Here is a 12,573-nt window from a genome sequence, read left to right on the forward strand (position 1 = left end):
ATGACAAGGAACCTGATTGCCCTGTTGCTCGGCGCCAGTGCGCTGACGGCCTGCGCCGCCGGGCCGGATTACAAGGCGCCCGCCACCCCGGCCACCGCCGCCGCCCCCTTCATCGGGGCGGCGAGCCCGGCGGTCGCACAGAGCGCCGCCGACGATCATTGGTGGCGGCTCTATAATGACCCGCTGCTCGACGGGCTGGTCGGCGATGCGCTGAAGGCCAATACCGACATCCGCGTCGCCGTCGCCCGGCTGGAACGCGCCCGCGCCCAGTTGCGCGGCGCCCGCTCCGACCGGTTGCCCAGCACCAATATCAGCGGCTCCCCGACCTATGGCCGGGTGTCGCAGGCCCAGACCTTGCCCGGCATGGACCGGGAAAACTGGACCGTCGATATGGGGCTGGACGTCGCCTATGAGGTCGACCTGTTCGGCCGAGTAAAGCGCAGCATAGAGGCCGCGCGTGGCGATGTCGGCGCGGCCCAGGCCGATGCCGATGCCGTCCGCGTTGCGGTGGTGGCCGATACGGTGCGCGCCTATGTCGACGCCACCGCCTCGGCCCAGCGGCTTGCCGTCGCGAAGGAGACGGTCGACCTGCTCGACAAGTCGATCCGCATCACCAGCGCCCGCTTCGATGCTGGCCGGTCCGACCGGCTGGACGTGATCCGGGTGACCACCCTGCGCGAACAGCAGCAGGCGCTGATCCCCAATCTGGTCGCCGATCGCAATGCCGCCCTGTTCCGGCTGGCGACGCTGACCGGGCGCACGCCGCAGGAGCTGCCCGCATCCGTCCAGAATGCGACCGTGACACCGAATGTGACACAGCCGATCCCGGTCGGCGACGGCCAGGCACTGCTCGCCCGGCGACCGGACGTGCGCGCGGCCGAACGGCGGCTGGCGGCCGACACCGCGCGTATCGGTGTCGCGACGGCCGACCTCTATCCGCGCATCACGCTGGGCGGATCGATCGGCACCACCGCGGTCGGCGGCGGCAATCTGTTCGGCGCCGGGCCGCTCAACTTCCTGCTGGGGCCGCTGATCAGTTGGGCCTTCCCCAATCAGGAAGCCAATCGCGCGAAGATCGCAGCGGCCAAGGCGGATGGCGACGCATCGCTCGCCGCCTTTGACGGCACGGTGCTGCAGGCGCTGGAGGAAACCGAGACGGCGCTGTCCAGTTATGCCAATGCACTGGAGCGGCGGGCGACGCTGCAATCGGCGCGGGACGAGGCGGCTCGGGCTGCGCGGATCAGCCTGGCACGCCAGCGCGAGGGGCAGATCGACTTCCTGACCGTGCTGGACGCGCTGCGCACCCAGGCATCGGCCGACGCGGACCTGGCGACCGCCAACCGCGCCGTCGCCTTTGCCCAGGTGGATCTGTTCCGCGCCCTGGGTGGCGGCTGGACCACGACCTGACACGGAAAGGGCGGCGTTTCAAAACGCCGCCTTTTTTGTCAGACGATGAAATTGCCCTGATGGGCGAATGTCTCGATCTCATGCCGGCCGCTCGGCGCCTCGCGCGCCTGAAGCGCTTCGGGCAGGCTGGCCTTGTCGCCCTGACGCCCGATCGCGATCGCCGCCTCGATCCGGAAACGATCCGGCACCGCCAGTTCGGCGCGGGCCTTGTCGAAATCGACGCCAGTCATCGCGTGGGTGTGATAGCCGAGCCGCGTCGCCTGCAGCGCCAGCGTCGCCCAGGCGGCGCCCGCATCGAAGCTGTGGCTGTGCGAAGGCTTGTAATCTTCCGATCCCGGCGCGGCCATCAGCGTGTCGGAAATGACGAAGACCAGCGCCCCGGCATGCTGCACCCAGCCCTGGTTGAAGGGGAAGAGCAGGTCGAGGAAGCGCGCCCAGTCGGCGCTGTCACGATGGGCATAGAGGAAGCGCCAGGGCTGGTAGTTGAAGGCCGAAGGCGCCCAGCGGGCGGCGTCGAACAGCGTATCGATATCGGCCTGGGGGATGGCGGAACCGTCAAAGGCGCGGGGCGACCAGCGCTCCAGGATCAGCGGATCGACGGGACGGGTAACTTCGCGCGGGCTGGTGGCCATCTGGATCTCCTTCAAGGCGATGGCGCGATCGGCGCGCCATGCTGTTGGAAATCTATCTAGCGGATGTTCCGCCGCTGCGAAGAGGCGTTTGGCTTTCGCCCTGGAAACACAGGGTTTCCTTCGATCAGGCGCAGGCATCCTGTGGCTGGCGTTCGCGATCGGCACGCGACACCGGTGCGCCACGATCGTCGGCATCGCGCTCGAACAGCACGACGGCAGGCTCCCTGAAAAGGGCCTGCGCCAGCCGATCGCGCAGGCGCGTCAACGGTCCGTCCTGATCCTGATAGGCCATATGTGCGTCCTCTCTGCCGACTCGGGCGGCTTATCTACCGATGGTATAGAGAATCGTCCCCCAAGCAATGCTGGCCGTCGCGGTAGAAAAGCTATCCGTCTTGGAGTCTGTTTGGAAATGCGCCTCCGGCGCATCCGCACCGGCCCGCTGAAAAATCATACGCAAATACTATGCAGCCGCCCCGGCCCGCGTCTCGCATTCAAACGGAAGAGGGGCCTAATCGGGCGCTCGCTAACGACCCCGTCCGCCTCCCGCGGCGGGCGTGATGCGGGAGTTACCCCCAATGCAGGATCTCTTGTGGATCGGCATCATCCTGACGCTCACGGCGGCTAGCCTCGGCTATGTCCGGCTGTGCGGCGACGCCTGAAGGAGGGATGCCATGACCATCGACCTCTGGCTTGCGGCAATCACCGCCGCCGGGCTTCTCGTCTATCTCGTCGCCGTGCTTGCACGGCCTGAACGCTTTTAAGGGGGGCCGCACATGACCTTCCAGGGATGGCTGCTGATCGCAGCCTTTGTCGGCATCTTGCTGGCGCTGACCAAGCCGATGGGCCTGTGGCTGTTCGCGCTTTATGAGGGCCGCCGCACGCCGCTTCATGCCGTGTTCGGCCCGATCGAACGGGGCTTCTACCGCTTGTCGGGGATCGATCCGAACGCCGAGCAGAGTTGGCGCCGCTACGCGGTTCACATGCTGCTCTTCAACGTCGCGCTGCTGCTCTTCACCTATGCGGTGCTGCGCCTGCAGGGGCTGCTGCCGCTCAATCCGCAAGGCTTTGCCGGCACCAGCGGCGACCTCGCCTTCAACACGGCGGTCAGCTTCACCACCAACACCAACTGGCAAAGCTATTCGGGCGAGTCGACCATGTCGAACCTGGCCCAAATGCTGGGCCTCACCATCCACAATTTCCTGTCGGCCGCCACCGGCATTGCCCTCGCCTTCGCCCTGTTCCGCGGCTTTGCCCGGCGCAGCGCATCGACGATCGGCAATTTCTGGGCGGACGTCACCCGCGTGACCCTCTATTTGCTGCTGCCGATCTGCATCGTCTATGCCCTGTTCCTGATCGCGAGCGGCGTGCCGCAGACCTTGGCCGGGTCAGTCGACGTGACCACGCTGGAAGGCGTGAAACAGACTCTCGCGCTCGGCCCCGTCGCCAGCCAGGAAGCGATCAAGATGCTGGGCACCAATGGTGGCGGCTTCTTCAACGCCAACAGCGCCCATCCCTTCGAGAACCCGACCGCGCTCACCAACCTGGTGCAGATGCTGTCGATCTTCGTGATCGGCTTTGGCCTGACCTGGACCTTCGGCAAGGCTGTCGGCAACCCGCGCCAGGGCTGGGCCATCCTGGCTGCCATGCTGGTGATCTTCCTCGCCGGCGTCACCGTCACCTATTGGCAGGAAGCCGCCGGCAACCCGGTGCTCCACAATCTGGGCGTCGCCGGTGGCAATATGGAGGGCAAGGAAGTCCGCTTCGGCATCGCCGCCTCTGCCCTGTTCTCGGTCGTCACCACGGCGGCAAGCTGCGGCGCGGTCAACGCCATGCATGACAGCTTCACCGCACTGGGCGGCATGATCCCGCTGTTCAACATCCAGCTGGGCGAAGTCGTGATCGGCGGCGTCGGGGCAGGCATCTATGGCTTCCTGCTGTTCGCCATCCTGGCCGTGTTCGTCGCGGGCCTGATGGTCGGCCGCACGCCGGAATATGTCGGCAAGAAGATCGAGAGCCGCGAAGTCAAGCTGGCCGTGCTCGCCATTGCCGTGCTGCCTTTGACCATCCTGGGCTTCACCGCCATCGCCAGCGTCACCGATGCGGGCCTGGCCGGGCCGCTCAACAAGGGACCGCATGGCTTCAGCGAGATCCTCTACGCCTTCACCAGCGCCGTCGGCAATAATGGTTCGGCCTTTGCCGGCCTGACCGCCAACACCCCCTTCTATAACGGCATGCTGGGCGTCGCGATGTGGATCGGCCGCTTCTTCATCATCATTCCCATGCTGGCCATCGCGGGCAGCCTGGCCGCGAAGAAATATACGCCCGAAACCGCCGGCAGCTTCCCCACCACCGGGGCGCTGTGGACCGGTCTGCTGGTCGGCATCGTGCTGATCGTGGGTGGCCTGACCTTCCTGCCCAGCCTCGCCCTTGGCCCCATCGCCGATCATCTCGCGATGATCCGTGGCCAGCTTTTCTAAGGATCCATCCACATGGCCCGATCCGAACAAAAATCGCTCTTTACGACGGACCTGATCGTCCCGGCTTGTCGAGACGCCTTCCGCAAACTCAAGCCGCAGGAACTGATCCGCAACCCGGTGATGTTCACCACCGCGATCGTCGCGGTCCTGCTGACCGTCCTGCTGCTTGTCGGGCAGGACAACCTGGCCACCGGCTTCAAGCTGCAGCTGGTGATCTGGCTCTGGCTCACGGTCCTCTTCGGCACCTTTGCCGAGGCGCTGGCCGAAGGCCGTGGCAAGGCGCAGGCCGCCTCGCTGCGCGCCACCAAGGCGGACCTGACCGCCAAGCGGCTGAAGGGCCATGGCGAAAGCTATGAAAATGTCGCCGCCAGCGCGCTGAAGCTGGGGGACGTGGTGCTGGTCCAGACCGGCGATCTGATCCCGTCCGATGGCGAGGTCGTCTCCGGCGTCGCCTCCGTCAACGAAGCGGCCATCACCGGCGAATCCGCGCCGGTGATCCGCGAGGCAGGCGGCGACCGTTCGGCCGTGACGGCGGGCACCCGCGTCATTTCCGACGAGATCCGCGTCCGCGTCACCGTCAATCCTGGCCAGGGCTTTCTCGATCGCATGATCGCGCTGGTCGAGGGTGCCGAGCGGCAGAAGACGCCGAACGAGATCGCCCTCACCCTGTTGCTGGTCGGCCTGACCATCATCTTCCTTATCGCGGTCGGCACCATCCCCAGCTTCGCCAGCTATGCCGGCGGCGCCATTCCGGTGGCGATCTTGGCCGCGCTGCTGATCACCCTGATCCCGACCACCATCGCTGCCCTGCTGTCGGCGATCGGCATTGCCGGCATGGACCGTCTGGTGCGCTTCAACGTGCTCGCCAAGTCGGGCCGCGCGGTCGAGGCGGCGGGCGACATCGACGTGCTGCTGCTGGACAAGACCGGCACCATCACCGTGGGTGATCGCCAGGCGACCGAATTCCGTCCGGTCGGCGGTGCCACCCCGGCCCAACTCGCACAAGCCGCGCTGCTCGCCAGCCTGGCCGACGAGACGCCCGAGGGCCGTTCGATCGTGCTGCTGGCGCGCGAAGGCTTCAACCAGTCGGTAGACGCCCTGCCCGCCAATGCGGAGATCATACCCTTCACCGCACAGACCCGTATTTCGGGCGTCACCATCGATGGATCGACGATCCAGAAGGGTGCCGTGGATTCGGTGCTGAAGGCCAATCCGGGCCTGGGTTCCACCCCGGTCGCCAACGAACTGCGCCGCATCACCGACGAGATCGCCCGTGCCGGCGGCACCCCGCTGGCGGTGGCCAAGGACGGCAAGCTGCTGGGTGCGATCTTCCTCAAGGACATCGTCAAGGCCGGCATTCGGGAGCGGTTCGGTGAACTGCGCCAGATGGGCATCCGCACGGTGATGATCACCGGCGACAACCCGCTGACCGCCGCCAGCATCGCGGCCGAGGCCGGGGTCGACGACTTCCTGGCGCAGGCAACGCCGGAGGACAAGCTGGCCCTGATCCGCAAGGAACAGCAGGGCGGTCGCCTGGTCGCGATGTGCGGCGACGGCACCAACGACGCCCCTGCCCTGGCGCAGGCCGATGTCGGCGTCGCCATGAACACCGGTACCCAGGCGGCCCGCGAAGCCGGCAACATGGTCGACCTGGACAGCGATCCGACCAAGCTGATCGAGGTGGTCGGTCTGGGCAAGCAGTTGCTGATGACGCGCGGCGCGCTGACGACCTTCTCGGTCGCCAATGACGTGGCCAAATATTTCGCGATCATCCCGGCCATGTTCGTGGTGCTCTATCCGGGCCTTGGCATCCTCAACGTCATGGGGCTGGCCACGCCGGAAAGCGCGATCCTGTCGGCGATCATCTTCAACGCGCTGATCATTCCCTGTCTGGTGCCGCTGGCGCTCAAGGGCGTGACCTATCGCCCGATCGGCGCCGGTCCGCTGCTGGCCCGCAACCTCGCCATCTATGGCCTGGGTGGCCTGATCGCGCCGTTCGTGGGCATCAAGCTGATCGACCTTGCCGTCAACGGCCTTGGCCTCGCCTGAGGAGGGACAAATCCATGTTTACCGATTTCAAATCCGCTCTGCGTCCGGCCCTGACCATGACTTTGCTCTTCGCCCTGCTGCTGGGCATTGCCTATCCGCTGGCGCTGACCGGCATCGGCCAGGCGGTGTTCCCGTCCCAGGCCAATGGCAGCCTGGTCGAGGATCAGGGCAAGGTCGTCGGCTCGACCATCATTGGTCAGGCCTTCACCTCGGACATCTATTTCCACAGCCGTCCGTCGGCGGCGGGCAAGGGCTATGACGGCCTTGCCTCCTCCGGCTCCAATTTTGGTCCGACCAGCCAGGCGCTGGCCGACCGCGTCAAGACCGACGTCGAGACTCTTCAAGCTGCTACACCTGGTCGTTTTGTTCCGTCCGATCTGGTGACCACCTCTGCCTCGGGGCTTGACCCCCATATCAGCCCCGAGGCAGCTTTTTATCAGGTCGATCGCGTCGCCGCCGCGCGCGGGATCGACGCGGCGCGCGTCCGCAGCCTGGTAGAACAGAGCGTCGAGCAGCCGCTGCTAGGCTTCATCGGCGAACCCCGCGTCAATCTGTTCGACTTGAACCGTCAGCTCGATCACGAAGTGATCAATCGACGGCTGGATGCAATTGACGCTAAACGGACCCAGTGAACGAACAGCATCGCCCTGATCCAGAAGCCTTCCTGCGCGCAGCTGCGCAGGAAGGCCGTGGCCGCCTGAAGGTCTTTCTCGGCGCTGCGCCGGGGGTGGGCAAGACATGGGAGATGCTAACCGAAGGACGACAACGGCGCGAAGCAGGCGTCGATGTCGTCGTCGGCGTGGTGGAGACCCATGGCCGGCGCGAGACCGAAGCGCTGGTCCATGGCCATGAGATCATCCCCCGCCGCACCGTCGATCATCAGGGCCACAGCCTGGGCGAGATGGATATCGACGCGATCCTGGCGCGCCATCCGCAGCTGGTGCTGGTCGACGAGCTGGCGCACAGCAATGCGCCGGGCAGTCGCCACCCCAAACGCTATCAGGATGTCGAGGAATTGCTGGCCGCCGGCATCGACGTCTATTCGACGATCAACATCCAGCATGTCGAAAGCCTCAACGACGTCGTCGCCTCCTTCACCCGCGTCCGCGTGCGGGAAACGGTGCCCGATTCGATCCTGGAACATGCCGAGATCGAAGTGGTGGACATTCCGCCCGACGAGCTGATCGAGCGGCTCAAGGACGGCAAGGTCTATATCCCGCAGGAAGCCAGCCGCGCCCTCAACCATTTCTTTTCAAAGTCGAACCTGACCGCACTGCGCGAACTGGCGCTGCGCCGCGCCGCTCAGGCGGTCGATGCCCAGATGCTCGACTATGTCCGCGCCCATGCGCTGGCGGGCAGCTTCGCAGCAGGCGAGCGGGTGATCGTGGCGGTGAGCGAACAGCCGAGCGCCGCCGGCCTGGTCCGTTCCGCCAAGCGGCTGGCCGATGCGCTGCGCGCGCCCTGGACCGCCATCCATATCGAAACCCCGCGTGGGCCGCAGCTGTCGGACGAGGACCGGCAACGGCTGGCCGATACACTTGCCCTCGCCTCGCGCCTGGGCGCCGAAACCGCCTCCATCCCCGCCCCCAGCGTCGCCAACGGGCTGCGCAGCTTCGCCGCCGAGGCGCGCGCCACCCAAATCGTGATCGGCAAATCGGCGCGCAGCTGGTGGTTCGAGCTGCGCCATGGGTCGGTGGTGGACCGGCTGGTGCGCGACATCGGCCCGGTCGCCGTCCATGTCATGCCCGGCGAGGACAGCGCGCCGCGCACGCGCACCGCCGGCGGCGGCCATTGGGGCGATCCGATCGGCTATGTCTGGTCGATGCTGGCGGTGATCGGCATGACCCTGCTCGGCCGGCTGATGCTGGAGGTGATCGACCTCGGCAATATCGCCCTTCTCTATCTGGTGCCGGTGATGTTCGCGGCGGCCAGCCATGGCCTGCGCACGGGTCTTGCCACCGGCCTGGCCTCCAGCCTTGCCTATAATTTCTTCTTCCTGCCGCCGACCGGCACGCTGACCGTCAGCAATCCGGAAAATGTCATTTCCATCCTCGTCTTCCTGGGGGTGGCAGTGGTGACCAGCCAGTTTGCCGCGCGGATGCACGCCCAGTCGGTCCTTGCCCAGTCCAGCGCCCGGCAGAACGCGACGCTGGCGGGCTTCTCGCGCCAGCTCACGGCTTCCCCCAGCCTGGAGGAAATCCGCCACGCCATCTGTGCCGAGATCGCCCGGCTGTTCGACGTGCGCACCGTGCTGATGATCCCGTCGGACGAAGGGCCGCAATTACGCGCCGCCTATCCGCCCGAGGACCGGCTGGACGAGATCGAGCGCGCCGCCGCTCGCTGGGCGATGGACCATGGCGAGCCGGCCGGGCGCGGCTCCTCCACCCTCACCGCGTCGGACTGGCTGTTCCTGCCGGTGACCGCCAAGGACGCGGTGCTGGCCGTGATCGGTCTGGCCCGCGAGGATGCTGGCGAACCGGTCCGATCCGATCAGTTCCCGCTGCTGATGAGCCTGATCGATCAGGCGGCGATCGCGCTCGACCGCATGGCGCTGGAGGAGGCGATGCTCGAAGCCGGGCAGATTCGCGAGCGCGACCGGCTGCGTTCCGCCCTGCTCTCCTCGGTCAGCCATGATTTGCGCACGCCGCTCACCACCATCATTTCGGCGACGCGCGAGCTGCGCACCCACCCCTCGCCCGAGCTGATCGATACGCTGGATGGCGAGGCCCAGCGCCTGTCCCGGTTCGTCGCCAATCTGCTCGACATGGCGCGGGTGGAGGCCGGCGCACTGCCGATGCGGGCGGAGGCGACCGACCTGTTCGATGCGGTCGCCAGCGCCGCCCATGACAGCCGCAGCGCGCTGGCCGATCGCCAGCTCGACGTGCAGATCCCGCCCGACATCCCGCTGGTCCGGGTCGATCCGGTGTTGCTGCACCACATCCTCATCAACCTGCTCGACAATGCCGGCCGCTATGGTGATCCGGGCACGCCCGTGACCGTGCGCAGCCTGCGCGAGCCCGACGCCATCAGCCTGTCGGTGATCGACCAGGGGCCGGGCATCCCGGCCGGCATGGAAGCGCGCGTGTTCGACACCTTCACCCGGTTGGAAGGATCGGATCGGTCGAAGACCGGCACAGGCCTGGGCCTGGCCATCGTCAAGGCCTTTGCCGAGGCGATGGGGCTCAGCGTATCGGCGCGCACTGTTGCCGCCCCGCCCGGCGCCTGCTTCACCCTGCACATTCCCCAATCCCTCATCCTCACCGACATCATGGAAAAGGACATCGCATGAAGCCGCGCCACAGCCTGCTGATCGTCGACGACGAACCGCAGATCCGCCGGCTGATCCAGGCCGCCTTGGTCCGCGCCGATTATGCCACGATCGAGGCGCAGACCGCGCGCGAGGCACTGGACAAGCTGCGCAGCGAGCGGCCCGACATCACCCTGCTGGACTTGGGCCTGCCCGACCGCGACGGGCTGGAACTGGTGCCGATCATCAAGAAGGAAAGCGACACGACGCTGATCATCGTGTCGGCGCGCGATGCCACCGACGAGAAGGTCGCCGCGCTGGACCTGGGCGCCGACGATTATCTGACCAAGCCGTTCGACACCGACGAACTACTTGCCCGCGTGCGGGTGGCGCTGCGCAACCGGATGACGCGCGACGGCGGATCGACCAAGGTGACGGCCGGCGACCTGACGATCGACCTGGTCGCCCATATCGTCACGAAGGGCGGGGTCGAAGTGCATCTGACGCCCAAGGAATATGGCGTGCTGGAGCAGCTGGCGCGCTTTCCCGGCCGGGTCATCACCCACAAGCAGATCATGGACCATGTCTGGCCCAACGAACATGCCCATCATGTCGAATATCTGCGCGTGCTGGTGCGCGGCCTGCGCCAGAAGCTGGAGGCCGACCCGCAGCGGCCCCAGATCATCAGCAATGAACTGGGGATCGGCTACCGCCTGAAACAGGGTGCAGACTGACATCAAAATAGAGCCTGATTCACGCCATCGGTGAAAGCGCAGAGCGCTTTCGCCTCAGACGATCAGGCTCTAGATCTCGATCTGCGACCCCAGCTCGACGACGCGGTTGGTCGGCAGGTTGAAGAAGGCCATCGGGCTTTCGGCATTGCGGATCATCCAGGCGAACAGCTTTTCGCGCCACATCGCCATGCCCGGCCGCTCCGACGGGATCAGCGTCTGGCGGCTGAGGAAATAGCTGGTGTCCTTGACGCTGATCGGCCCGCCACAATCGTGGACCGACTTCATCGCCGCCGGAATATCGACATCCTCCATGAAGCCGTGGCGCAGGATCAGCCGGTAGAAGCCCGATCCATGATCCTCCACCGTCGTACGGCCCTGCAGCGGCAGATGCGGCACGCCCTGGGTGCGCACGGTCAGGATGATGACCCGTTCGTGCAGCACCTTGTTATGCTTCACATTGTGCAGCAGCGCCGGCGGCACACCGTCGGTGGTGGAGGAAAGGAAGATCGCCGTCCCCGGCACGCGCTTGAGCGAGGCCAGCGTCGATCGCACGAACAGGTCCAGTTCCATCGCCCCTTCGCGCAGATAATGGCGCATGATCCGCCGCCCGGTCGCCCAAGTGGTGAGGACCGTAAACACCACGGCGGCCACCAGCAGCGGGAACCATCCGCCATCGGGGATCTTGGTCACGTTCGACGCGAAATAGGCGCCGTCGATAATCAGGAACAGGCCGGTGACGCCCGCCGCCGCCGGCAGCGGCCAGCGCCATACGCTGAAGGTCAGCACGCCCAGCATGCAGGCGGTGATGACCATCGTGCCGGTCACCGCGATGCCATAGGCGGCCGCCAGATTGCTGCTGTTGCCAAAGCCCAGCACCAGCAGGATGACGAAGATCAGCAGCAGCCAGTTGATGAGCGGCACATAGATTTGTCCCGCCGCCGACGCGCTGGTGTGCAGGATGCGCAGGCGCGGCAGGAAACCAAGCTGCACCGCCTGTTGCGTGACGGAGAAGGCCCCGGAGATCACCGCCTGGCTGGCGATGATCGTCGCCATGGTGGCCAGGATCACCAGCGGCAGCCGTGCCCAGTCCGGCGCCATCAGGAAGAAGGGATTCTGTGCCGCCGCCGGATTGTCGAGCAGCAGCGCCCCCTGCCCCAGATAGTTGAGCATCAGGCAGGGGAAGGCGGCATAGAGCCAGGCGATGCTGATCGCCTTGCGCCCGAAATGGCCCATATCGGCATAGAGCGCCTCCGCCCCGGTCACCGCCAGCACGACCGAGCCAAGCGCCAGGAAAGCGAGCCTGGGGTCGATCGCGAAGAAGCGGATCGCCCAGAGCGGATTGACGATGCCGATGATTTCGGGGTGCTGGACGATATTGGCGATGCCGAGCGCGGCGAGCGTGATGAAGTAGATCGCCATGATCGGACCGAAGGCCATGCCGACCATCGCCGTGCCGAAGCGCTGGATCAGGAACAGGCCGATCAGGATGACGATCGCGATCGGCAGCACCATATCCGCCAGGCTCGCCTGCACGATGGTCAGGCCTTCGACCGCCGAGAGCACCGAAATGGCCGGCGTGATGATCGCGTCGCCATAGAAGAGCGCGGTCGCCAGCACCCCCAGCATCGCGATCGCCGGGGTCCAGCGGGTCTCGCCCAGCCGCCGGCCGATCAGCGCCAGCAGCGCCATGCTGCCGCCTTCGCCATCATTGTCGGCGCGCATGACGATGAACACATATTTGACGGTGACGATCAGCGTCATCGTCCAGAAGATCAGCGAGAGGACGCCATAGATATGCAGCGGATCGACCGCCAGCGGATGATGGCCGACGAAGCTTTCCTTGAGCGCATAGAGCGGCGAGGTGCCGATGTCGCCGAACACCACGCCCAGCGCACCGAGCGCAAGCGCAGCCGGTCGGCCATGCGGCGTGCGATCCTGGCCTGCGGCCGGATCCCCCTGTTCAGTCATCTATGCGTGCCCTTCGTCTTTCTATCGGGCCGCCATGCCATGAAAGGCCATTTGAAAAC

Annotated in this window: 10 protein-coding genes; 7 read left to right on the forward strand and 3 right to left on the reverse strand. The window is 66.1% G+C overall.

Features of this window, described 5'->3' with window-relative positions; all coding sequences use genetic code 11:
* Window positions 1-1,407, forward strand: coding sequence for an efflux transporter outer membrane subunit (locus tag ACI6S0_RS14910; protein WP_434403547.1), 1,407 nt, complete (start codon window positions 1-3; stop codon window positions 1,405-1,407).
* Between the two features lie 38 nt (window positions 1,408-1,445).
* Here ACI6S0_RS14910 and ACI6S0_RS14915 read toward each other — a convergent pair whose 3' ends face one another.
* Together ACI6S0_RS14915 and ACI6S0_RS14920 are read right to left on the reverse strand one after the other, a co-directional pair.
* Window positions 1,446-2,039, reverse strand: a complete 594-nt coding sequence (locus ACI6S0_RS14915; RefSeq protein WP_434403548.1) for a nitroreductase family protein — start codon at window positions 2,037-2,039, stop codon at window positions 1,446-1,448.
* Window positions 2,040-2,163: 124 nt separating this feature from the next.
* Entirely contained in the window at window positions 2,164-2,331 is a 168-nt protein-coding gene (locus ACI6S0_RS14920) for a hypothetical protein (RefSeq protein ID WP_004208479.1), read from the reverse strand.
* 379 nt (window positions 2,332-2,710) lie between these two features.
* On the opposite strand from ACI6S0_RS14920, the gene kdpF reads away from it, so the two are divergent.
* From kdpF to ACI6S0_RS14950, 6 genes are read left to right on the forward strand one after another with little or no spacing between them, the layout of a single operon-like run.
* Window positions 2,711-2,800 carry a K(+)-transporting ATPase subunit F gene (gene kdpF, locus ACI6S0_RS14925; RefSeq protein ID WP_004208480.1) on the forward strand — a complete coding sequence of 30 codons (90 nt, stop codon included), beginning with the start codon at window positions 2,711-2,713 and terminating at the stop codon, window positions 2,798-2,800.
* Window positions 2,801-2,812: 12 nt separating this feature from the next.
* Window positions 2,813-4,516: a potassium-transporting ATPase subunit KdpA gene (gene kdpA / locus ACI6S0_RS14930; protein ID WP_434403549.1), complete on the forward strand. Its 1,704-nt coding sequence runs from the start codon at window positions 2,813-2,815 to the stop codon at window positions 4,514-4,516.
* 12 nt (window positions 4,517-4,528) lie between these two features.
* Window positions 4,529-6,565, forward strand: a complete 2,037-nt coding sequence (kdpB, locus tag ACI6S0_RS14935; RefSeq protein WP_434403550.1) for a potassium-transporting ATPase subunit KdpB — start codon at window positions 4,529-4,531, stop codon at window positions 6,563-6,565.
* Window positions 6,566-6,579: 14 nt separating this feature from the next.
* A complete protein-coding gene (gene kdpC, locus ACI6S0_RS14940; protein ID WP_434403551.1) occupies window positions 6,580-7,197 on the forward strand; it encodes a potassium-transporting ATPase subunit KdpC in 618 nt (205 codons plus the stop codon).
* Window positions 7,194-9,854, forward strand: coding sequence for a DUF4118 domain-containing protein (locus ACI6S0_RS14945; RefSeq protein ID WP_434403552.1), 2,661 nt, complete (start codon window positions 7,194-7,196; stop codon window positions 9,852-9,854). The genes kdpC and ACI6S0_RS14945 overlap by 4 nt, the downstream gene beginning before the upstream one ends.
* Window positions 9,851-10,546, forward strand: coding sequence for a response regulator (locus tag ACI6S0_RS14950; protein ID WP_434403553.1), 696 nt, complete (start codon window positions 9,851-9,853; stop codon window positions 10,544-10,546). The genes ACI6S0_RS14945 and ACI6S0_RS14950 overlap by 4 nt, the downstream gene beginning before the upstream one ends.
* A gap of 69 nt (window positions 10,547-10,615) precedes the next feature.
* Here ACI6S0_RS14950 and ACI6S0_RS14955 read toward each other — a convergent pair whose 3' ends face one another.
* A complete protein-coding gene (locus ACI6S0_RS14955) occupies window positions 10,616-12,514 on the reverse strand; it encodes a potassium transporter Kup (protein WP_434403554.1) in 1,899 nt (632 codons plus the stop codon).
* Window positions 12,515-12,573: the final 59 nt, after the last annotated feature.

It is taken from the genome of Sphingobium sp. DN12, assembly GCF_051058005.1.
Lineage (GTDB): Bacteria > Pseudomonadota > Alphaproteobacteria > Sphingomonadales > Sphingomonadaceae > Sphingobium > Sphingobium yanoikuyae.

Coding starts and splice junctions, on each gene's coding strand:
- ACI6S0_RS14915 (WP_434403548.1), bottom strand. CDS start 2,039: ATGGCCACCAGCCCGCGCGAAGTTACCCGTCCCGTCGATCCGCTGATC.
- ACI6S0_RS14950 (WP_434403553.1), top strand. CDS start 9,851: ATGAAGCCGCGCCACAGCCTGCTGATCGTCGACGACGAACCGCAGATC.
- ACI6S0_RS14910 (WP_434403547.1), top strand. CDS start 1: ATGACAAGGAACCTGATTGCCCTGTTGCTCGGCGCCAGTGCGCTGACG.
- kdpB (WP_434403550.1), top strand. CDS start 4,529: ATGGCCCGATCCGAACAAAAATCGCTCTTTACGACGGACCTGATCGTC.
- kdpC (WP_434403551.1), top strand. CDS start 6,580: ATGTTTACCGATTTCAAATCCGCTCTGCGTCCGGCCCTGACCATGACT.
- kdpF (WP_004208480.1), top strand. CDS start 2,711: ATGACCATCGACCTCTGGCTTGCGGCAATCACCGCCGCCGGGCTTCTC.
- kdpA (WP_434403549.1), top strand. CDS start 2,813: ATGACCTTCCAGGGATGGCTGCTGATCGCAGCCTTTGTCGGCATCTTG.
- ACI6S0_RS14955 (WP_434403554.1), bottom strand. CDS start 12,514: ATGACTGAACAGGGGGATCCGGCCGCAGGCCAGGATCGCACGCCGCAT.
- ACI6S0_RS14920 (WP_004208479.1), bottom strand. CDS start 2,331: ATGGCCTATCAGGATCAGGACGGACCGTTGACGCGCCTGCGCGATCGG.